Origin of the sequence: Streptomyces sp. PKU-EA00015 (assembly GCF_013387495.1) — a bacterium.
Classification (GTDB): domain Bacteria; phylum Actinomycetota; class Actinomycetes; order Streptomycetales; family Streptomycetaceae; genus Streptomyces.
Genome location: NZ_JABZEE010000001.1, coordinates 195,142 through 217,076, shown reverse-complemented (window position 1 = coordinate 217,076; position 21,935 = coordinate 195,142). Strand labels below are relative to the sequence as shown.

General features: G+C 70.9%; 14 protein-coding genes. 7 read left to right on the top strand and 7 right to left on the bottom strand.

Features of this window, described 5'->3' with window-relative positions:
• Positions 1-494 precede the first annotated feature (494 nt).
• On the top strand, positions 495-1,694 hold the full coding sequence (locus HW130_RS00940; RefSeq protein WP_177147382.1) for a glycosyltransferase: 1,200 nt from the start codon (positions 495-497) through the stop codon (positions 1,692-1,694).
• Positions 1,667-2,689: an NAD-dependent epimerase/dehydratase family protein gene (locus tag HW130_RS00935; RefSeq protein ID WP_309140277.1), complete on the top strand. Its 1,023-nt coding sequence runs from the start codon at positions 1,667-1,669 to the stop codon at positions 2,687-2,689. The genes HW130_RS00940 and HW130_RS00935 overlap by 28 nt, the downstream gene beginning before the upstream one ends.
• Before the next feature lie 868 nt (positions 2,690-3,557).
• On the opposite strand, the gene HW130_RS00930 is transcribed toward HW130_RS00935, so the two are convergent.
• Both HW130_RS00930 and HW130_RS00925 read right to left on the bottom strand, forming a co-directional pair.
• On the bottom strand, positions 3,558-4,592 hold the full coding sequence (locus HW130_RS00930) for an MraY family glycosyltransferase (protein ID WP_177147380.1): 1,035 nt from the start codon (positions 4,590-4,592) through the stop codon (positions 3,558-3,560).
• Between the two features lie 11 nt (positions 4,593-4,603).
• Complete coding sequence (locus HW130_RS00925) at positions 4,604-5,677, bottom strand: GDP-mannose 4,6-dehydratase (protein WP_309140276.1); 1,074 nt, start codon at positions 5,675-5,677, stop codon at positions 4,604-4,606.
• Between the two features lie 257 nt (positions 5,678-5,934).
• On the opposite strand from HW130_RS00925, the gene HW130_RS00920 reads away from it, so the two are divergent.
• The 3 genes from HW130_RS00920 to HW130_RS00910 all read left to right on the top strand — a co-directional run bounded on the left by HW130_RS00920 (position 5,935) and on the right by HW130_RS00910 (position 9,893).
• Positions 5,935-7,203 carry a nucleotide sugar dehydrogenase gene (locus HW130_RS00920; RefSeq protein ID WP_309140275.1) on the top strand — a complete coding sequence of 423 codons (1,269 nt, stop codon included), beginning with the start codon at positions 5,935-5,937 and terminating at the stop codon, positions 7,201-7,203.
• A 134-nt stretch (positions 7,204-7,337) separates the two neighbouring features.
• Positions 7,338-8,810 carry a polysaccharide biosynthesis tyrosine autokinase gene (locus HW130_RS00915; RefSeq protein WP_309140274.1) on the top strand — a complete coding sequence of 491 codons (1,473 nt, stop codon included), beginning with the start codon at positions 7,338-7,340 and terminating at the stop codon, positions 8,808-8,810.
• A 249-nt stretch (positions 8,811-9,059) separates the two neighbouring features.
• Complete coding sequence (locus HW130_RS00910; RefSeq protein WP_177147378.1) at positions 9,060-9,893, top strand: glutaminyl-peptide cyclotransferase; 834 nt, start codon at positions 9,060-9,062, stop codon at positions 9,891-9,893.
• Between the two features lie 65 nt (positions 9,894-9,958).
• Here HW130_RS00910 and HW130_RS00905 read toward each other — a convergent pair whose 3' ends face one another.
• The 5 genes from HW130_RS00905 to HW130_RS00885 all read right to left on the bottom strand — a co-directional run bounded on the left by HW130_RS00905 (position 9,959) and on the right by HW130_RS00885 (position 18,530).
• Entirely contained in the window at positions 9,959-12,796 is a 2,838-nt protein-coding gene (locus HW130_RS00905; protein WP_177147377.1) for a LuxR family transcriptional regulator, read from the bottom strand.
• 192 nt (positions 12,797-12,988) lie between these two features.
• The gene (locus tag HW130_RS00900; RefSeq protein WP_177147376.1) at positions 12,989-14,683 is read right to left on the bottom strand and encodes a S8 family serine peptidase; all 1,695 of its coding nucleotides are present in this window, start codon (positions 14,681-14,683) and stop codon (positions 12,989-12,991) included.
• Positions 14,684-15,280: 597 nt separating this feature from the next.
• Complete coding sequence (locus HW130_RS00895) at positions 15,281-15,712, bottom strand: pyridoxamine 5'-phosphate oxidase family protein (protein WP_177147375.1); 432 nt, start codon at positions 15,710-15,712, stop codon at positions 15,281-15,283.
• A 119-nt stretch (positions 15,713-15,831) separates the two neighbouring features.
• On the bottom strand, positions 15,832-17,295 hold the full coding sequence (locus tag HW130_RS00890) for an amino acid permease (protein ID WP_256355753.1): 1,464 nt from the start codon (positions 17,293-17,295) through the stop codon (positions 15,832-15,834).
• Positions 17,296-17,528: 233 nt separating this feature from the next.
• A complete protein-coding gene (locus HW130_RS00885) occupies positions 17,529-18,530 on the bottom strand; it encodes a hypothetical protein (RefSeq protein WP_177147373.1) in 1,002 nt (333 codons plus the stop codon).
• A 501-nt stretch (positions 18,531-19,031) separates the two neighbouring features.
• On the opposite strand from HW130_RS00885, the gene HW130_RS00880 reads away from it, so the two are divergent.
• Together HW130_RS00880 and HW130_RS00875 are read left to right on the top strand one after the other, a co-directional pair.
• A complete protein-coding gene (locus HW130_RS00880) occupies positions 19,032-20,486 on the top strand; it encodes an FGGY family carbohydrate kinase (RefSeq protein WP_177147372.1) in 1,455 nt (484 codons plus the stop codon).
• Positions 20,483-21,907, top strand: coding sequence for an FAD-dependent oxidoreductase (locus tag HW130_RS00875; protein WP_177147371.1), 1,425 nt, complete (start codon positions 20,483-20,485; stop codon positions 21,905-21,907). The genes HW130_RS00880 and HW130_RS00875 overlap by 4 nt, the downstream gene beginning before the upstream one ends.
• The last annotated feature ends 28 nt before the right edge of the window (positions 21,908-21,935 follow it).

Below are 21,935 nucleotides of genomic sequence, written 5' to 3'. Positions count from 1 at the left end.
GCTCACCCTGGTCCACCTTCACCACGGGCATACAGCCCAGCAGTCGATGAGGAATCCATCACCGGGACGCAGACAGCGCTGCAGAAGGTCATGTACCGGAAGTCGGGAGGGCCGCCGAAATAGAGCAGGTGCCCACATCTTAGTGATGTGGGGGCGGGCCCGGAACCGCATGCCGTCGTAGACCTCAGGTGGAAGGACACGCTCACCAGGCGTTTATGCGCCTGCCGCAGCGCTATGCGCGCGCGTAGGCCCCCATTCGGTGGCCCCCGGCGGCCGGGTGGTTCCAGACCAGTCTGAAAATCTCCTGCACGGTAGTCGGCATGAATTCCTGCTTCCGACCCAAATTGCAGCGCATTTGCCGTCCGTCACCCGAGTGAGAATACCCGGCTCAGGCTGCCGTCTATATCTGGCGCGACCGGGCGTGCCGGGGACGCCACGCGGGATTCTGGTGCCCTTGACGGACACGTGACTGCGCTCCGTCTAATATCGGGCACATGTCCACCGCCACGCAGCGAACCAGCGGTTCCGGAATTCCTCGCCTGCGCGTGATGAGAGTGATCGCGCGAATGAACATCGGTGGTCCGGCCGTCCAGGTCTCGGCACTCATGCGTGGCATGGATCCCGAGCGGTTCGAGCATCGTCTGGTCACCGGATTCGTGGGTCCGGGAGAGGCCGACCATCTGGATCAGCGTGCGCCCGGCCTCCCAGTGCACCGGATCAACGGCCTGGGGCGTGCCGTGCGCCCCTCGGACGACGCACGCTGCCTCGCCGAACTCGTGGCGGCCATGCGCCGGTTCCGGCCCCACATCGTCCATACGCACACGGCGAAGGCCGGCGCGCTCGGCCGGACCGCCGCCGTGCTGGCCCGGGTGCCCTCACGAGTGCACACCTTTCACGGCCATCTCCTGCACGGCTATTTCTCCCCGGCGAAGACCAAGGTCGTGGTGACCGCCGAACGTGGGCTCGCGGCCCTCACGGACCGTCTGGTCGCCGTGGGCGGGCGGGTACGCGACGATCTGGTCGCCGCGGGTATCGGAAAGGCCGGCCAGTACACGGTGGTTCCGCCCGGCACCAGTCTCGCCCCCGCGCCCGACCCCGCGAAGGCCAGGAGCATGCTGGGACTGCCGCAGGGGTGCCCGGTGGTCGCGTACGTGGGGCGCATCACCGGGATCAAGCGTCCCGACCGTCTTCTCGCCGTCGCCCGCGAAGTCCACCGAGCCGTACCGGAAGCCCATTTCGTGGTGTGCGGAGCAGGAGATCTCCGTCCGGACCCGGAAGCCGTCGCCGAACTCGGCGACTCACTGCATCAGCTGGGCTGGCGCGCCGACGTCGAGACCGTGTACGCCGCCGCGGACATGGTGCTGCTGACGTCGGACAACGAAGGCATGCCGGTGAGTCTGATCGAAGCGGGCCTCGCCGGGCTGCCGAGCGTGGCCACCGATGTCGGCAGTGTCGCGGAGGTCGTGCGGGACGGATCGACAGGATTCCTGGCCGCACCGAGGACCGCCGACCTCGCACGCCACACGGTGACTCTTCTGCGCGACCCGCAGCTGCGCCGGGAGATGGGGGCACAGGCGCGAGCGTTCGCCACCCGGCGGTTCGGCGAGGAACGCCTGGTGGCCGACACGCAGGCCCTCTACACCTCCATCGCCGTCGCCCGCGGCTGGTGGACCGCACCCTCGTCCGAAAGGTGAGCACAGTGAACGTCCTAGTTACCGGAGGTGCCGGGTTCATCGGTGCCAACCTGTGCCGAGAGCTCGTAGAGCGTCCGAATGTGGGCAAGGTCATCGCAGTCGACGACCTGAGCACGGGCTCCGCGGCCAACCTCGCGGGGACCGACGTCGAACTGGTCGAGGGCAGCATCCTCGACGCCGGTCTCCTCGCCAATGTCGTGCCCGGAATGGACGCCGTCGTGCATCTCGCGGCGCGCCCGTCCGTACCTCGCTCGCTGGCCGACCCGGTCGCCAGTCATCACGTCAACGCGACCGGCACGGTCACCGTCCTCGAGGCATGCCGGCGTGCGGGCGTCCCCGTGGTCGCCGCCTCGTCCTCCTCGGTCTACGGAGCCACCGACGTCCTGCCGAAGCACGAGGATCTGGCGACCCGCCCACTGAGCCCCTACGCCGCGAGCAAGCTCGCCACCGAGGCGTATGTCCTCGCGTACGGCGCCTCGTTCGGCCTGCCCACCCTGGCGTTCCGTTTCTTCAACGTCTACGGGCCGCTGCAGCCTGCCGGCCATGCGTACGCCGCCGTGGTCCCGGCCTTCATCGACGCCATGCTGCGCGGTACCCCGGTGCGGATCTTCGGCGACGGACTGCAGAGCCGGGACTTCACCTATGTCGGAACCGTCGTCCGGGTGCTGGCCGACGCGGTGATGCGCAAGGTCTCCTGCGACCGTCCGGTGAACCTCGCCTTCGGCACCCGGGTCACCGTTCTCGACCTCGCCCGGGACCTCATGGACATCACCGGACTGCCGGCCGACATCCGGCACGAACAGCCGAGGGCGGGGGATGTCCGCGATTCCCAGGCGGCGGACGACCTTCTGCGCGAACTCTTCCCCGACGTCGTCCAGGTCCCTTTGGGGGAGGGACTCGCGAGGACGGTGAACTGGTTCCGCACCCTCCCGGACTATGCGGTGCAGGGTGCGGGGCGGCAGCCCGCGGAGACTGTTTCGGTGGACGTGGGCTGACGCGCAGCGCGGAGGACCTGCTCCTTCGTCGCAGCGGTTTCTTGTACGACGTCGAGGCCCGCCAGGGTGCCGGTGACGCTGCCGGTCCCGGCGGACTGGCGCTGGGCGCCGGGCTGGTTGTCGATCCGGCGATACGCTCCGGCACGAGCTCGGCGAGGAAGGCGTCGAAGCCGGCGAAGGGCCGGCTCGCGCACGTCGCGGACGGCGACCCCGTCGGCACCGTGCATCTCCTCCTTCTCTCGCTCGGACCGCCGACATGGCACGAGAGCACAAACTCGATCCTGAGGTGGCGACGTGCGAAGAGACCTGGGAGCCGGCCGGCCGGAAGTTCGATGTGGTCGGCTCCGGCCGAACCTGGCACCGGGTGGACCCCGCCGGCGGGAGTGGCCAAGGCGGCGCAGGCCCCACGGCCCGGTGGCCCGCCGGCCGTGTCCTGGAACGCGGGCCGACCCTTGCCCGACCCGGCGGAGTCCTTCGCCGAGGTCTGTCGCCGGGTGATGACCGACTCGCTCGCTGCCCCCAATGGACGACGTCGTCCGTGGACGGGTACTCGGTGCCACCAGGGCGACCGACGGGATACGGGAGGAGGTGGCGTTCGGCGACCCAGGGGCGATTCGACTGGGAACGGTTCCTGCGCCCGGGACGAGTGGCTTGACCGCTGCCCACTACCGGCGGGCCCCGGCTCCCGCCGACCGAGCTGGAAGAGGTGCCGGTGGGCATCGGCACCGTCATCGACGGCGGGAGAGGAAGGTTCACGATGCGCGGTCCGTCCAGAGGTCCGCCTGACTGGGCCTGCGGGCCCCTCTTCGTCGTGCCGACTTGGGTGGTGGCCGGGGCCACCCAGGGGCCGCTGGTCGCCACCCGGCCGTCACGCCGCCTTGCTGTGGCTGCCCTCAGCGCTGTTTGTCGGAACCGCGCTGTACACGGGGACTCGCAGAAGCCGGAGCCAGACGACGGCGGTCACCGCGACAACACTGAGCAGTACGACTGGCTGAGGGACGGCCTTGAGCATGACCAGGACGGCCGTCAGGCTCGTCATCGCCGCGAAGCCGCCGATGACGACGGCCACCTGTCGAACCGTCAGCCCGAGCTGACGGAGCCGGTGTGCGATGTGGTCCTTGCCGCCCTCCAGCACAGGCCGACCCTCCCTGCGCCGCGCCACCATGACCAATCCGGTGTCCGCGGTGACCACGAGCGTGATGAGCAGCAGACTGCCGTACCCGGTGAGCGCGGTGCTGTCCTTGTGCAGCGTCATGCTCGCGGACGACACCAGGAAACCCACGAAGAGCGCGCCCGCGTCACCGAGGAAAATGCGCGCCGGGTGCCAGTTGTGGAAGAGGAACCCGGCGCAGGCCCCGGCCAGGGCGGCGGTGACCGCGGCGATGTCGAGCCGCCCGGCGGACAGCGCCGCGCAGCAGAGGAAGGCCGCGATGACTGCGGTCACTGTGGACACGACGCCGTCCATGTTGTCCAGCAGATTGAACGCATTGGTGGTGAAAAGGATCCACATTACCGCGAGGACCGCATCGAGCCACGTGCCGAAGAGCACGGGATGGCCGCACCACGCGACGACCACGAGCGCCGCGGCCGCCTCGACGGAGAGCCGCACCCGGATACCGAGCGGACGCAGGTCGTCGACGAGACCGAGCACGGCGATCACGGCGGCACATCCGAGCACGATGCCGAGGGTGGAGTCACTCCGGCCCACAATCAACATCACGAGACTCGCGGATCCCGCCGTCGCCACTGCGACGGCCATGCCGCCCAGATAGGGCGTGGGGGAGACATGCACCTTACGCGCCGCGGGCTGGTCCGTGTATCCGCGCCGCACAGCGAGGAGACGCAGGGGCTCCGTCAGCAGAGCGGCGACGGCCAGAGCCCACAGCCCCGCGAGTGCCGTCACCGTCCAAAGATTCAGACCGGGCATGGACGTGCCGCCGTCGTTCGGCCGTTGGTGTCGCCGGTGCGTTCTTCGCCCGTGCGAACGGAAGCGGCCCCCGGCTCCTGCTGCCGCATTTCGCCGCGGGCGTCTGCCACCGCGTCCGAGAGGATGTCGTCGAGATTCCGCCGTGGTTGCCAGCCGGTGAGGGCTCTCAGTTTCGTCGTGTCCGGGACCCGGCGGTCCATGTCCTCGAATCCCGGTCCGTACGCCTCGTTGTAGGAGACACGCTCCACGGTCGAAGCGCTCTTCGCGCACGTGATGATGCGTGCGGCGAGATCGAGGACGCTGATTTCCTCGTTGCTTCCGATGTTGAACGTCTCTCCCTCGGCCTCCGGACGGTCGATCAGCGAGACGAGTGCAGCGATCACGTCGGTGACATGGAGGAAGCAGCGACTTTGCCGACCGGTGCCGTAGACGGTGAGCGGCTTCCCCTGTACCGCCTGTCGGGCGAATCTCGGAATCACCATGCCGTAGGCCGGGCTCTGCCGGGGACCGACGGTGTTGAAGAAGCGCACAATCGTCGAACGCAGTCCGTACTCGCGGCGATACAGCTCGGCGAGGATCTCGTCCACCGCTTTGGCCGTGCTGTAGGACCATCGCGGCACGGAGGGACTTCCCAGAATGCGGTCGGACATCTCGGTCAGTGGCCCCGAGGAGTTCTTGCCGTAGATCTCCGATGTGCTGGCAAGAATGACCGGCCTGCCGTGGCGGTACGCCGCTTCGATGACTGTTTCGGTTCCCTTGGTGTTGATGGTGAAGGACCTCAGTGGTTGCTCCATGATGAGCTTCACCCCAACTGCTGCAGCCAAGTGAACGACCCGGTCGCATTCACCTACCAGCTTTTCGACCAGCGGCGCATCCAGCACGGATCCGTGGATGAACTGGAAGTGTCCGTGATTGCGTGCGCCGGCAAGGTTCTGCAGGCGTCCAGTGCTGAGATCGTCGAGTGCGACGACAGGCTCGCCACGGGCCAGCAGTGCATCGACGAGATGGGAGCCGATGAATCCGGCTCCTCCTGTAACCAGGTACTTCGGATGGTCCGTCACGCCGTCACTCCATGTCTGTGGGTGGGGCATTGCCAGGGTCATGTCCACCGGCGACGCAGGGCAACGATAGCCCGGAACGGCACAAGCAGTGTGAATTGATAGATCTGTTAGTCCAATTGCCCCGCCGCTCAGGGGACAGCGTGACTCTGTTTGCCTGAAGGGTGTCACTCTGCAGACAGACGGTGGTGTAGGCCTGGCATACATGGCGAATATTCCACCGAAGCATTCAGTGGGGGCGGGCGAGAGGAGAGACAGACGTGTCGGTGTCAGTGAAAAAGGTGGTCGTCGTCGGGCAGGGTTACGTAGGCCTTCCACTCGCCATTCGTGTGGTCGAGGCCGGGCACAACGTCGTGGGTCTCGACCTGGACGAGATGCGCGTCAAGCGCCTGGCGGCCGGTGAATCGTTCGCCGAGGACGTCACGTCTCCCCGCCTCCTGGCCGCCCTGAACTCGGGCCGCTACCTCCTCAGTACCGACTATGCGGATGCCGCGCACTTCGACGTGTGTGTCATCACGGTGCCCACGCCGCTGAAGAACGGCGCGCCCGACCTGAGCTTCGTGGAGAGCGCCGCAGAGGCGGTCGCCCCCCACCTCCGGGCGAACGCCACGGTGATCCTCGAGTCCACCACGTACCCGTGCACGACCGAACATGTCGTGCGCCCGCTTCTGGAGGCCCGCAGCGGACTTCGGGCCGGCGAGGACTTCTTCCTGGGATACAGTCCGGAACGGATCGACCCGGGAAACCCGACCTGGCGGTTGGAGAACACACCCAAGGTGGTCTCCGGGATCGATGACATCTCCCTGCGGCATGTCCAGGAGTTCTACAACGATGTGGTGGACCGTACCGTCCCGGTGAGTTCACCGCGCACCGCGGAGCTGACAAAGCTCCTGGAAAACACGTTCCGTCATGTGAACATCGCCCTGGTCAATGAGCTTGCGATGTTCTGCAGGCCGCTCGGAATCGACATCTGGGAAGTGATCGACGCGGCGTCGACCAAGCCTTTCGGATTCATGCGCTTTCTGCCGGGGCCCGGCGTCGGCGGTCACTGCCTGCCCATCGATCCTTCGTATCTCTCGTGGCAGGTCAAGCAGGCGTTGCAGCACGACTTCCGCTTCGTGTCACTCGCCAACGACATCAACAGCCATATGCCCGATCATGTGGTTCTCCGGGTGGCCAGAGGACTCAACGCGCGGCGCAAGCCGGTCAACGGCAGCCAGATCCTGGTCCTCGGGCTCGCCTACAAGAGGAACACCGGCGACATCCGGGAATCCCCTTCCCTCGCCGTGGCCCAGGGCCTGCAGAAACTCGGCGCACATGTTCTCGCGGTGGAACCGCATGTCGATCCGTCGCAGCTGCCCCAGGACATTCTGTGTGTCGACCTCACCGAGGAGCAGGTCGCGTCAGCCGACGCGGTGGTCGTCGCCACCGATCACGACGCCTTCGACTACGCAATGGTGGAACGTGTCGCCCCTTACGTGTTCGACGCCTGCAACCGTTGCCGTTCAGGCGCCGCCGAGCGCCTCTGAGAAGGCGCCGCCGATGCACTTCGCTGAGGAGTGCTGATGGTACCGAGTGGCCGAACACGCATGCCGTGCGCCTGAAATTCTCGGTGCCGACCCTAACGTGACTGTGTCATTACTCGCTCCGATCGGGGAAGACCTTGGATTTGCATCAATACCTACGAGTCCTTTCCCGCCGATGGCGCGTCATTGCCTTCATGGCCTTGCTGGGAGCGGCGGCAGGTGTTCTCGCAAGTGGCATTGCCACTCCTCAGTACCGGGCAACGACCACACTCTTCGCCACCATCCAAAGTGGCGACGACACGTCCCAGCTCTACCAGGGGAACTCATTCACCCAGGCCAGGGTTCAGTCATACGCCGACATTGTGGCCAGCCCACAGGTGACCGAACCCGTCGTCGAATCCCTCAAGTTGAACATGACGCCGAGCGAACTGGGCTCGCGGATCTCGGCCGAGGCTCCGGTCAACACGGTGCTGGTCCGTCTGACCGTCACCGACACCCGCGCGGCACGAGCCGCCCGGATCAGCAATGCCGTCGCCGACCGGTTCGCCCAGGTGATCACGGAGCTGGAGAGCCCCGACGGGGACATGGCCGAGTCACCGGTGCGGCTCACCGTCGTCCAGCCCGCGGCCGTGCCGCCCGCCCCTTCGTCACCGAAGACGACGCTCAACGTCGCACTCGGCCTGGCCGTGGGCATGCTCCTCGGGCTGGGGATCGGCGTCGCACTGGAGACCGTCGACACGTCGATGCGGGACTCCAAGGCTCTGGCCGAGTGCCTGGCGGCCGCTGCTGGGCCACCTGTGCTGTCGAGCATCGTGCACGACTCGCGAGCCTCACGGCGCCCGGTCTCCCTGCGCGACGACACGCACAGCCCCCGTGCGGAGGGCTTCCGGAAGCTGCGGGTCAATCTCCAGTTCGCCGAAGTGGGCAGACCGCCGAAGGTCATTGCCGTCACCAGTCCGCTGCCGCGCGAGGGCAAGAGCAGCGTGTCGGTCAACCTCGCCGCCACACTGGCCGAGGAAGGGGCCAGGGTATGCCTGATCGACTGCGACCTGCGCCGCCCTTCCGTCCACTCGGCCCTCGGCCTGGTCAGGGACGCCGGGCTGACCACTGTCCTGGTGGGCAAGGCGGGGGTGCGTGAGGTGCTGCAGTCGGCAGGGTCCTTCTCGGTGCTCACCAGTGGGATGATTCCGCCGAACCCGACCCAGATCCTCGGCAGTGCGCAATTCGCGTCCGTACTGCATGACCTCGCGGAGGACTTCGACCACATCGTCGTGGACACCCCTCCGGTGCTTCCGTTCGCCGACACGCCGGCGATGGCGCAGGCCGTCGACGGTTACCTGCTCGTCGCACGCGCCGGACGGACGAGCAGGGGCCAGATCCTCGACGCCCTGCGCATCCTCGAACGCGTCAACGTGCCTGTACTGGGAGCCGTCCTGAACGCGGCTCCGGCACGAGGCGACGGCGAGGCGCACGGCTATGCGTACCGGTACCAGCCGAAGCCGGACTCGACAGGCCGCCTCTCGGCGCTCGTGCCGGCGCGCCTGGCGCCTCGCCGTGGGGCGCCCGCCAACGGTCACAAGCCGCCGGCTCCGGCCAAGACGCGGTCGTAGAACCGCACGGCCACGGCCACCCTCGGCGCATGCTGTTGTGCCAGGTCCGGCGATGCCCCAACAGGGCGTCGCCGGACTTCGGCGTTTTGGTGGGGCTGGGCCGGGGTGCCACCTGCCCTTGGGGGGCATGCGGCGGGAGCCGCGACGCGCCGCGGTGGCACCCGGGCGGCTGCGCCATTGGGACGACCGTCGCGATCCGGTCCGGCGGGCACGCCCGACCCCGCCGGACCCGTGTGCCAGTGTGCAGCCATGCGGCTTGCGTTCGTGGTCACTGTGGCGATCGTCGCTCTGGTCGGCGGGATGCTCGTCGGCTCGTGCGACACGGGCGACGGAGCCGTGGATCGCGGACGGGGCATGCCCGGGCAGACGGCGGCACGGGTCGAGCCGTTGACGGTCCGGGTCGTCGAGACCCTGCCTCATGATCCGACGGCTTTCACCCAGGGCCTGGAGATGGCCCACGGCAGGCTCTACGAGAGCACGGGCCTGGCCGGCCGCTCGACGCTCAGGGCAGGCCGGCCCGGCGCCCCGCCGGCGCAGCGCGCCGAACTGCCCCCGCCGTTGTTCGCCGAGGGAATCACCGTCGTGGGACCGACGCTCTGGCAGCTCACCTGGCAGGACGGCATCGCCATCGAGCGGGACGCCGGAACGCTGGCCGAACTGCGCCGGGTGCCGTACGAGGGGGAAGGCTGGGGGGTGTGCCACCAGCGACACCGCGGTCGGCTCGTGACGACCGACGGCACCTCCCGGCTCGTCTTCCGGGACACCCGAACGCTTGAGAAACGGGGCGAGGTCGCCGTCACCGCCGAGGGACGGCCTGTGGGACGGCTGAACGAGCTGGAATGCGTCGGCGACACCGTGTACGCGAACGTGTGGCCCACCGATCGGATCGTACGCATCGACGCCGCCTCCGGTGAGGTGACCGGTGACATCGCCGTACCGTCACTGCTCAGCGAAGGCGAGAGACGGCACGCGGACGTCCTGAACGGCATCGCTGCGGTTCCGGGGACCGAGCAGTTCCTGCTGACGGGCAAGTGGTGGCCCAGAATGTTCCGGGTCCTGTTCGTCCCCCGCGACGGTCGGTGAGGGGTAGTCGGGCGCCGACGAGGGCGATGAAGAGGGGGCGTCTTCCCCGCCCAGCCGCGCGGCGGTCAGCTGTTCAGCGCAGTCGCCAGTTGGGCCCGTGAACGGACGTCCAGTTTCTGGTAGATGCGGGTCAGCCTCGCCTCGACGGTCTTCACGCTCAGGTACAGCTTCGCCGCCGCCTCCTGGTTGCTCGCTCCCTGGCCCACCAGCCGCGCCAGTCGCAGTTCTGCGTCCGTGAGGGCCGACAGGGCGCCGCCCCGCGCGGTGGGCACCGGCTCCGCCGGGGGAGTCGGGCTCTCCGTCGCGAGTGCCAGCCAAGGTGTGGCGCCCGCCCGTTCGAAGACCGCGGCCGCCGCCTGCAACGCGCTCGCGGCCGCCGACCGCCTGCGGCGGCGGCGTTCGACACGGGCCAGTGTGATCAGCGCCCGGCCGCGCTCCAGCGGCAGGCCCGCCGCGCCGTACCGTTCGGCGACCTCCGTCAGCAGCGACGCCGCCTCGTCCGGGCAGCCGCTCGCGGCGAGGTGGACGGCACGCGCCCGGTCGCAGCCGAGCAGCACCGTCGTGCGGCCGAGCCGGTCGGCCACCGGGCGGACGTCCGCGAGCAGCGCCTCCGCCTCCTCCAGTGCGTCGACCGCGACCAGGGCCTCGGCGAGCTCCTCGTGCCAGCGCAGCATCGACGGATCGACGGTCGCCTGGGCACGCTCGCCGGCCTGCACCCGCCGGAGGGTCTCCAGCGCCGTGGCGACGTCACCGCAGAGCAACTGGACCCGGCCGAGCGCATAGAGGCTGCGGGACAGGAAGACGTGGTCGCCCTCCTCCTCCGATGCCTGGGCGCTGCGCCGCGCGTAACTGGCGGCACGCGCGAAACTTCCGCCGGCCGTCTCGGCGAGGGCCAGCGCGTACCAGGCGGGTCCCGGCGAGAGCCCGGCCTCCAGCGTCAGGGCGAGCGACCGGCCGGCGTGGGCGAGCGCGGCGGCGCAATGGCCCTGCCGCGCCTCGACCTCCGCGAGCGTGCGGAACAGTTCGATGGCGTCCTCCACCGAACCGCGGCGTTCGACGAGCGGCAGCAGCGCCCCCAGCTGGTCGCGGGCCTCAATGAGGCGATCGTCGAACATCGCATGGCGGATCGTGAGGATCTGGGCGGCGTTGCGGATGCCGAGCGGGCGCGCCGCCCTTTCGAGGGCGCGCGCCTCGGCGAGTACGCGCTCCGCGTCCGGCGATCCGAGCACCCGGTCCATGCGTGCCTGCACCGTCAGGGCCTTGGCCGCCGTGCCGCGGTCGTCCACCGACGCCGCGAGCGCAGCCGACTCCACGGCCGCCGCGCGCGAACGCACCGGGTCGCCGTCGGCCAGCACGTACTTGACCGCCAGCCGCAGCTGTACGGCGGCCCGCAGCGCCGTGTCGCCCTCCGAGTCCTCCATGGCGTGGACGTAGATCTCGTCGAGGTCCGTCAGCCCTTGACCCGCGGTGTCCAGCACCGCGAGCCGGGCCCGCACCCGGTCGGCCGGGGACGCGTCCCGTGCCAGCAGGTCCGTCGCCGCGCGCATCGCCAGATCGGCGCGGGCCGCGCGGGCCGCCTCCTCCGCCGCGTCGACGAGCCGCGCGATGCGCTGCGGGCCGTGCAGGCCCGGAGTGGACTCGGCGGCGAGCAGGGCGAGTTCCGCGGCGAGCGTGCTGTTGCCGCGCCGCCGGGCCGTCTCCGCGGCGGCCGACACCTCCGCGGCCAGCTCCTCGTCGGGAACGTCGGTGGCCAGCGCCCGGTGCCGTACGGCCTCGACCGGGTCGTCGACGACCCCGGCGAGCGCCGCGTGGCCCGAGCTGCGCTCGGTCCAGCAGGCGTCGTGCACCAGGGTCGAGGGCAGGACGCCGGCCGAGAAGGCGACCGTGCCGTCCTCCGTGAGCCGGATCAGCGACGCGCGTTCCGCTGCCGCCAGATCCGCCTCGGCGGTCGGCCGCCCGGCCCGGCGGATCAGCGAGGCCGACGGCCGCAGGGCGAGCGCCGCGAGCAGGAGGGTCGCGCGGACGTCCGGCGGGACGGCGCCGAGCAGTGCGCGGGCGAGGTCCCGGGCGCGGCCCGACAGCGACAGGGACTCGGCGTGGTGCACCGGTGTGCGTGCGTCGGCGAGGGAGCGGCCGACGGCCAGCGCGAGCCGCGGGTTGCCGCCGCTGGCCTTGTGGATGCGGCCCGCCATGCGGGCGGGCAGCCGGTGGTGGATGAGGAGTTCGGCGATCTCGTCGGCCTGCAGGGGCGGCACGTTCAGCACGTCGGCCTCGGACGGCTCCCAGAGCGGCTCCACGGTCGCTCGTGGTGCCGCCCGCCCGTCGGACGGGTCGCCGCCCGTGCCGTACGCGGCCGGGGTGTCGACGGCGACGGCCCGCAGTTCGGGGGGCGCCAGGCGGAGCGCGAACCGGAGCAGATCGGCGCTCGCCGGGTCGATGCACTGGACGCCGTCGAGCACCAGGAGGGCGGGCCCGCGCGCGGCCAGGGCGCGCAGGATGCGGGCGAGGGCCAGACGCAGGGCGACCGGGTCCCAGCCGCCGTCCGGCATCGGCGCCTCACGGCACAGCATGGCGACGGCGGCGCGCTGCGGGCCGGGCAGATCCGCGAGGACGTCCCCCTCGCGGCCCGGACCCTGCGCGGGCGGGGCGGCCGCGGCGACGGAGGCGATGAGCGCGGCCGCGGCCGCACCCGGGATGCCGCGGTCGGCGGGCAGCGCGGCCAGCCAGAGCACGGTCTCGCCCCGTGCCTCGGCGCGCGCGGCGGCGGAGAGCGCGACCTCGGTCTTGCCGACTCCCGGGGGACCGGTGAGCAGCGCACGGCCGCCGGTACTCAGCACCCGGTCCAGGCGGGCGAGCAGTTCCGCGCGGCCGACCGGCTCGGCGCGGTATGCGGCCGATGTCATGAGCCCACCACCACCCTCCGGCGTGTGCGGGCCCCCTGCCCGTTCGAGCAGAGGATACGAACCCTGTCCCCGCAGTCCAGGCCCGTCGTCCGGCATGCGGACAGGTCTGGGCCTATGCAGCCGGACGGCGCGCCCCCTGCAGAAGCCGGGAACGCGCCGTGACCTGCGGTGATACACCATCGATCGGAGGGATCAGAAGGTGAGGCTCCAGGAGTCGATGTAGCCGGTGTCACCCGAGGCCACATCGCGGACCTGAAGCTTCCAGGTGCCGGCTGCGACCTCGGTGGAGGCGTCGACGGTGTACGTCGCGAGGACGTTGTCCGCGCTGTCCGAGCCGGAGGACGCCTTGAGGTTGCGCACCGTGCCGTCCGGGGCGATCAGGTCGATCACCAGGTCACCGCGCCAGGTGTGCTTGATGTCCACGTCGACCTTGAGGGCGGCGGGGGCGTTGCCGGTGCGGTCCGTGACCGCGATCGACGACGTGACGGTCGAATTGTCCGAGATGGTCACGTTGTTCGTGTTGCTGTAGACCGAACCGCCGGGGGTGGCGCCGGAGACGGCGTTCACCGTCTTGGTCGCGTCCGCGATGCCGGCGCCGCAGCCGCCCGTGCACGTGCCGGGCAGCGGCCTGGCGTTCGCCTTGATGGCGGACTCGATGTCGGCCGGGGTCAGCGTGGGCTTGGCGGACTCCAGCAGCGCGGCGAGGCCGGCGATGTGCGGGGCGGCCATCGACGTGCCCTGGTAGGGCTTGTAGTTCTCGGTCGACTGGGTGGTGGTACCCGAGTTGAGCGTCGAGAGGATGCCGTTCTCCGGGGTGGTCACCGTGCCGGGGGTGTCCGTGGCGCGGCGGGTCTCGCCGCCGGGTGCGGCGACGTCGACGATGGTGCCGTAGTTCGAGTAGAACGACCGGTTGCCCTCGCGGCTGGTGGACGCCACGTTGATGATGTTCGCGCAGTTGGCGGGCGTGAAGCCGGAGGCGTTGGTGTTGCTGTTGCCCGCCGCGACGACCACGGTGGTGCCGCGGGAGACGGCGCCGTTGATGGCGTTCTGGTAGACGCTCGGGCAGGTGCTGCTGGCGCCGCCCAGGCTCAGGTTGATGACCTTCGCCGGGGTCGCGTTGGCCGGGATGCCCGGCACGGAGCCGCCGGAGGCCCAGGTGATGGCGTCGGCGATGTCCGAGGAGGAACCGCCGCACTTGCCGAGGACGCGGACGTGCTGGACCTTCGAGTCGTACGCGATACCCGCGACGCCCTTGGCGTTGTTCGTCGTGGCCGCGATGGTGCCCGCGACGTGCGTGCCGTGCCAGGAGGAGTTGCCGGCCCGCGAACCGACGCCGCACTCGCCGTCGGTGGCGTTCCAGTCGCCCTCGTCCTTCGGGTTGCTGTCGCGGCCGCCGCCGTCACGGGCGTCGGTGGCGCTGGAGATGAAGTCGTAGCCGGCGACGGTGTTCGCGGCGAGGTCGGTGTGCGCCGCGTACCCGGTGTCGATGACGGCGACGGTCACGCCGCTGCCGGTGGTCTTGTCCCAGGCGCCGGGCACGTTCATGCCGCCGGTGGCCTCGAAGAGGTCCCACTGCTTGGCGTACTCGGTGTCGTCGGGGGTGACGGCCATCGCGTAGGCACGGATGTCCGCCTCCACGGAGGCGACCTGCGGGTCGGCGCGGAAGGCGTCCATGACCTCGGCCAGGTCCTTCGTGGACGCCTCGCCCCCGAGGTCGACCAGGGCCGAGCCGCCGGCGAGCCGGCGCTCGAAGGACAGGCTCTCGCCGGTCTTCCCGGCCTTGTCGGCCGCGTCGCTCCTGGCCGCCGTGTTGGACGTGGCCTCGGCGGCCTTGGACTTGTAGGTGACGATGACCTTCTCCACCGGCGCGGCCGGAGGGGTGGACATCGCCTGCGACGCCGGGGCGGGCTTCGGTGCGGGATTCGCTGGCGTTGCGGCAAACGCCACGGAAGTCGTCGCGGCAACGCCGGCGAGCGTGGCGCTCGCTGCCGCGACGGCTATGAGTCTCCGCCTGGAACCGTTCAAGGTGTTCCTCTCGAATGACGGTTTCTTTCGCCGAGCGGGCGGCGCGGGAACCGCGGTCGCAGTGTGGGGGTTGCTCCCCGCGGTTCCCCGGGCCGGGTAGCCCGCGCGCCGCCGCCGGCACAACGGCCCCCCTCTTCGGGGCCGCACCGGCAGAGCCCGATCTGCATGCACCTGACAGGCGAGGCGTGGAGCTCGCGAGTCAGGGGGCGGGATCTGCCGGTGCGGCAGACAGTAGGAAAAGCTGAGGTGAACGCGATACGGGGAAAACCCTTGTCCCCCTCGCCGCTCCCGAGAGGGAGGGAGGGGGACGAGGCGTCAAGGGCGCGAAACTCCCAGGGAAACAGCGAGCCGCCCGCGGCCTGTGGCCGACGGACGGCTCGCCCTTTCCTGCCCTGCCCGAGCCGACGAGCGTCGGCTCCTCACCTCCACCCCGGCGACGTCGTCGGTCGGGAGGCCGGCTCAGACCTCACCGAGGTCCGAGCTCAGCCAGCGCTGCGGCCGCATATGGACGACCACCTGATCACCGTGGTTCTTCCAGGCGAAGTCGACGTAACCCTCGACCTTCTCGGCCGGAAGGTAGCGGGCGGAGATCTCCACCAGCTGCTCCCGCGTGGCCGGCACGGTGTCGATGACAGGGCCTTCGACCGATACGTACCGGATGGTGGGTTCCACGCGGTCGACCATGAGGCTGAACCGCCCCGCCTCCGCGATCAGCTGCCCCTTGCGGGAGTCGCGGCCCGTCATGATCCATACGTCGCCGCCCGGGGCGTACTGGTACCAGATGGGCACCGTGAGCGGCGCCCGCCCGCCGTTGTCGCCCGACTCGACCGCGAGCGCGGCGATATGGGGCTCGGCGAGGAACTGCTCACGCTCGTCACGGGAGAGGGCCACGACACACTCACTCCTTCGGTAGGCACAGCACGCAGGACGTAGGACTCCGGCAACGGAGCTCCTTGTGCCCCAACACCGTTGCCACGCCGGTCATTCCGGTGCACGTGGTCAGCGGAACGTCAGACGATGTTCTCCGCGATCTCCGCCTGCTCGCGGGCGTTCCCGTACGCGGCGGGCGTGCTGTACGTGCGCCGCGCGACGAACCACCACACGGTGGCCAGGACCAGCACGGCCACCAGCGCGATCGAGGCGTAGTTCATCGAGTCGGCCGTCACCGGGCTCGACTGCGGCAGGCAGAACAGGACCGTCACACACGCCACCCACACGACGGCGACCCAGCCGATCGGCCTGCTCCAGCGGCCCAGGCTCCACGGCCCCGGCCGGAAGCGGTCACCCGCCCGCAGCCGCAGATAGACCGGGATCGCGTACGCCGGGGTGATGCCGATGACGTTGATCGCCGTGACCGCGCCGTACGCGGTCGCCGAGTACAGCGACGGCAGCGCCAGCACGCAGGCGAAGCCCACGGACAGCCACACCGCGGGCACCGGCGTCTGCGAACGGCTGCTGACCTTGCGCCACAGTGCCGAGCCCGGCAGGGCGTTGTCCCTGCTGAACGCGAACACCATGCGGCTCGCCGCCGCCACCTCCGCGTTGCCGCAGAACAGCTGCGCGACGATCACCACGAGCAGCAGGGCGGACGCGGCGCCGCTGCCGAGCGCGTCGATCAGGATCTGCGCCGGCGGCACGCCGGTCGCGGTCTCCTGCGTGCCCGCGTAGTCCTGGATGGCGAAGGTCAGGCCGGCGAGCAGCGCGAAGCCCGCGATCCACGACACCCAGATGGAACGGACGATGCCCTTGGCCGCGCTGACCGAGGCGTTCGACGTCTCCTCCGACAGATGCGCGGAGGCGTCGTAGCCGGAGAACGTGTACTGCGCCAGCAGCAGACCGATCGCGGCCACGTAGAGCGGGTTGTCCCAGCCGGTGTCGTTCACGAACTCGCCGAAGACGAACTCGGGCGACTGGTGGTCGGACGGGACGATCGCCAGCGTGCCGACGATCAGGGCGACACCGGCCAGGTGCCACCACACGCTGATGGAGTTGAGCAGGCTCACCAGGCGCACGCCGAACAGGTTCAGCGTCGCGTGCAGCAGCAGGATGCACAGGAAGATGAGCATCGTGGATCCGGGTGTCGGCTCGAAGCCCCACTGCAGATTGAGGAAGGCGCCCGTGAACAGGGCGCAGCCGTAGTCGATGCCGGCTATCGCGCCCAGCAGGCCGAGCAGGTTCAGCCAGCCCGTGTACCAGCCCCACTTGCGGCCGCCGAGCCGGTCCGCCATGTAGTACAGCGCGCCCGAAGTCGGGTACGCGCTCGTCACCTCGGCCAGCGCCATGCCGACGCACAGCACGAAGAGACCGACGCCCGCCCAGCCCCAGAGCATCACCGCGGGGCCGCCGGTGCCCAGGCCGAAGCCGTAGAGCGTCATGCAGCCCGACAGGACGGAGATCACCGAGAAGCTGATGGCGAAGTTGCCGAAGCCGCCCATGCGGCGGGCGAGGACCGGCTGGTAGCCGAGTTCCCGCAGCCGCTCCTCCTCGTCCCTGGGCGGGGTGTGGCCGGAGCCGGGCTGGTCCGTCGCGGGCGATGGTGACGGCGGGGACGGCGGGGACAGGGACAACGGAAACACCTCCGGGGAAAGGCGTGCAGGGAGCGGACGCGGACGGGAGCGAACGGGCGGAAGCGAACGGGGACGAAGCGGATGGGGGCCGGAGCGGGGACGCCGCGCCAAGGACGGGCGACGCCTTGCGGACGCGGGCCCTAGGGACCGGAGCGCGCCTCCCGGGCCGCGGTGAGACACCGGGACCGGGCGCGCAGGAACACCTCCTTGGCCAGCGAGGCGTCCTGGGGATCACGGGTGCGGTACGACCACGGCGGCGGCGTGTAGTACGGGCCGAGCGCCTCGAACACCCGGCCCGCGTCGGCGAACTGCTGCGCACCCCAGAGCGCGTGCGCCAGATGGCCGAGGTCCAGCAGTGACCGGCGGGCCGGATCCGCCGCGTCGAACCATCCGGCCAGCGCGCTCCGCGCCTCACGCGCCGCGTCGTCGGTCACCCAGTGCAGGTCGAGCGCCTTCTCGTGGCCGTGCTCACGGCGGTAGCGCTCCACGCGCACGTACAGCGGGAGCACCTTCACGGCCGACCCGGGCGGAGCCGATGACGACGCCCACTGGACGAAGTCGAGCGCGTCCGACAGATGCCCGCCGGCCCGTCGGCCGTACACGAACTGCAGCATCCGGTGGTAGGCCTCGCGGTTGTGCGGATCGCGCTTGTCCGCCTGCGCCAGCAGGCCCCACGGCCCGGCAAAGAGCATCGGACCCGGCGGCGCCGCACGGTGCTCCTCCAGCCGCTGCCCCTCGTCGAGCTGCGCCAGGGCCAGCAGGCACACCCAGGGCACCGGGTCCTGGGGAGCCGCGTGCGCCGCCGCACGGCACGCCTCCCAGCCCTCCTGCCACAGTTCGCCGGTGCGGTGATGCCCCTCGCGGTGCGCCCGCAGAGCGCGCTCCACGACCACACGGCAGTGCATGACGGCCGCCGCGGGACTCGCCGGCTCCTCCGAGCGCCATGCCTGGACCGTGTCCGATCCGGCGGCGACCGCGGCCAGCACCTGGGTCCGCTGCGTCCACACCGCCCAGTCCGTCGTGTCCTCCAGCAGATTCCGCATCGCCAGCCAGCGGCCGGTGCGCAGGTCCTGGAGGGCGGCCCGGAGTCCGCCGTCGTGACCGGCCGGGTGGTACACCGGCCTGAAGCCGTCCTGCGTCATCAGCCGGCCCTCCCGTGCCGGGCCGTGCGGGGCTCGGCAGTCACGGCCCGGACCCCTCCGATCCCCTCGGTCCGTGGCAGCGCTCGGGCGGTGAACTCAAAATCATGGGGCCTCTTGGGAGATGGGGAGGATGAGGCGTGCGAGTCCGTCCGGCGGGCGTCGGCGTCCACGGGACCGGGCACGTCCGGGGCGGCCGACCGCCGTGGGCGAGGAGCCGGACGCCCGGCAGCGCAGCGGCCGTCCGTCGTGCGGGCAGACGTCCGGTGGTCGGCCGGACGCCGATGGGCGATGTCACACCGACGGGGAGCTGCGCCGGCCCCCCGTTCCGCCTGCCGTGACGCGCCGATCTTACTCAACCACTCGAACAGATCAAGGAGTTGCTTGATGTATCAGTGGCAAGGGAGGCCGGTCGGGCCTTGACGCGGACGCCGGTCTGCACCACGCTCGTCGGCAGCGATCAAGATTTGGATCAAGGTTTCTTCGAGCGGGAACGGGGTGGCCGTGACAGGCCCTGTACTTGCCGTCGACCAGGGCACTTCCGGGACGAAGGCGCTGGTCGTCTGCCCCGAGAGGGGCGTCATCGGAAGCGGCTTCGCGCCCGTCGCGCCTCGCTACGGTCCCGGCGGCCGTGTCGAGGTGGACCCCCGCGCGCTGCTCTCCTCCGTCGTCGACGCCGGTCGCCAGGCGCTCGCCCGCGCGGGCGAACCGGTCATGGCCGTCGGCCTCGCGAACCAGGGCGAGACCGTCCTCGCCTGGGACCCCGCCAGCGGCGAGCCGCTCACCGACGCCATCGTCTGGCAGGACCGCCGCGCCGCACCCCTGTGCGACGAACTCGCGCCCCACGCGAACGAGTTGACCCAGCTGACCGGACTGCCGCTCGACCCGTACTTCGCCGCCCCGAAGATGGCGTGGATCCGCCGCGAGCTCACCCGTGACGGCGTTGTCACGACCAGCGACTCATGGCTCGTGCACCGGCTCACCGGAGCGTTCGTCACCGACGCGGCCACCGCGGGCCGGACCCAGCTCCTCGACCTCGACACCACCGACTGGTCGCCGCGAGCCCTCGACCTCTTCGGTCTCACGGGCGAGCGCCTCCCCGACGTCGTCGACGCCGACGGACCGGTCGGCGTCACAACCGCGTTCGGCCCCGGCATCGCCCTCACCGGCCTGCTCGTCGACCAGCAGGCCGCGCTGCTCGCCCAGAGCGTCACCGAAGCAGGCACCGCCAAGTGCACCTACGGCACGGGCGCGTTCCTGCTGGCGCAGACCGGACCGACACCCCGCCGTGCCACGACCGGTCTCGTCAGCTGCGTCGCCTGGCGGCTCGGCGGGAACACCAGTTACTGCCTCGACGGCCAGGTGTACACGGCCGCGTCCGCCGTGCGCTGGCTCACCGGCCTCGGCGTCATCTCCGGCGCGGCCGACCTCGACGCCGTCGGCTCCGCCGTCCCCGACAGCGGCGGCGTCACCTTCGTCCCCGCGCTCGCCGGGCTCGCGGCCCCCTGGTGGCGCGGCGATGTGCGCGGCTCGGTCACCGGACTGGGTCTGGACACCGGACCCGGGCACCTCGTCCGCGCCCTGTGCGAGGGCATCGCCGCCCAGGTGACCGGGCTCACCGACGCCGTGGCCGCCGACCTCGGCACCCCCCTCACCTCGCTGCGCGTGGACGGCGGGCTCACCCGCTCCGCGCTGCTCATGCAGACCCAGGCCGACCTGCTCCAACTGCCCGTGGAAGTCTCGGCGTTGCCCGACGCGACCGCGCTCGGCGTCGGCGCCGTGGCCCGGCTCGGCACGGACCCGGCACTGTCACCGGAGCAGACCGTCCCGCAGTGGGCGCCGTCCGCCGTCTACGAGCCGCGGATCGGCGCCGACCAGGCCGCCGAGCGGCTCGCGCGCTTCCGCGCCGAGGTGGACGTCCTGCTGGAGCGCTCGTCCGCGACGGCACCCGCCGTATGACCGTCACGACCAGCGGCGAGCTGCCCGGCGGACTGCACGACGTCGTCGTCGTGGGCGCCGGTGTCGTCGGCGCCGCCGTCGCCCGTGAACTGGCCCGGTACCGGCTGCGCACCGCGATCGTCGACGCGAGCGACGACGTGGGCAACGGCACGTCCAAGGCCAACACCGCCATCCTCCACACCGGTTTCGACGCCGTCCCCGGTTCCCTGGAGGCCCGGCTCGTACGCGAGGGACAGCGCCGCCTGGCCGCCTACGCCGCCGAGAGCGGCATCCCCGTCGAACCCGTCGGCGCGCTCCTCGTGGCCTGGGACGAGGAGCAGCTCACCGCCCTGCCCCGGCTCGCCGACAAGGCCGTACGCAACGGCTGCCACGACACCCGCCTGCTGAATGCGGCCGAGACCTACCGCCGCGAACCGCGCCTCGGTCCCGGCGCGCTCGGCTCCCTGGAGGTCCCCGGCGAGTCGGTGATCTGCCCCTGGACCACGACGCTCGCCTACGCCACCCAGGCCGTACACGCCGGAGTCGCTCTCCACCTCAACTGCCGGGTCCAGTCCGTCACCTGGGGAGCAGTCCACGAACTGTCCACCGACCGCGGCCTGTTGCGCACCCGCTACCTCGTCAACGCGGCCGGCCTCCACGCGGACGAGATCGACCGCCTGCTCGGCCACGACGACTTCACCGTCACCCCGCGCCGCGGCCAGCTGATCGTGTACGACAAACTCGCCCGCCCCCTCGTCCGCCACATCCTGCTGCCCGTGCCGACGGCGCTCGGCAAAGGCGTGCTCGTCGCGCCGACGGTGTACGGCAACGTGCTGCTCGGACCCACCGCCGAGGACCTGGACGACAAGCGGGCGACCGGGTCCACGGCGCAGGGAATCGAACTCCTCCGAGAGAAGGGCCGGCACATCCTGCCCGACCTGATCGACGAGGAGGTCACCGCCGTCTATGCCGGACTGCGCGCCGCCACCGGGCACGAGGACTACCGCATCCGCTCCCGTCCCGCGCAGCGGTACCTCACCGTCGGCGGCATCCGCTCCACCGGGCTGACCGCCTCGATGGCCATCGCCGCGTACGTCGTGGGGCTGCTCCGCGACGCGGGACTCGACCCCGGGCCCGCCGGGCCCCTGGAGCCCGTGCGCATGCCCAACATCGGCGAGGCGTTCGCGCGCCCGTACCAGCGGGCCGACCTGATCGCCGCCGATCCCGAGTACGGCACGATCGTCTGCCACTGCGAGCGCGTCACCCGCGGCGAGATCCGCGACGCCCTCACCGGCACGCTGCCCCCCGCATCACTCGACGGTCTGCGGCGCCGCACGCGTGCCCGCGGCGGCCGCTGCCAGGGGTTCTTCTGCGGCGCCGCCGTCCGCGACCTCTTCGACGCCCACCGCGCCGGGGAGCCGGCGGGCGGAGACGCACGATGAGCCGACGTGACCCCCGGGGCGGGGGCGC

Excerpts from the sequence above, each read along its gene's own strand:
- HW130_RS00940 (WP_177147382.1), top strand. The coding sequence starts at position 495 with ATGTCCACCGCCACGCAGCGAACCAGCGGTTCCGGAATTCCTCGCCTG.
- HW130_RS00910 (WP_177147378.1), top strand. The coding sequence starts at position 9,060 with ATGCGGCTTGCGTTCGTGGTCACTGTGGCGATCGTCGCTCTGGTCGGC.
- HW130_RS00905 (WP_177147377.1), bottom strand. The coding sequence starts at position 12,796 with ATGACATCGGCCGCATACCGCGCCGAGCCGGTCGGCCGCGCGGAACTG.
- HW130_RS00900 (WP_177147376.1), bottom strand. The coding sequence starts at position 14,683 with ATGTCCACCCCTCCGGCCGCGCCGGTGGAGAAGGTCATCGTCACCTAC.
- HW130_RS00885 (WP_177147373.1), bottom strand. The coding sequence starts at position 18,530 with ATGACGCAGGACGGCTTCAGGCCGGTGTACCACCCGGCCGGTCACGAC.
- HW130_RS00875 (WP_177147371.1), top strand. The coding sequence starts at position 20,483 with ATGACCGTCACGACCAGCGGCGAGCTGCCCGGCGGACTGCACGACGTC.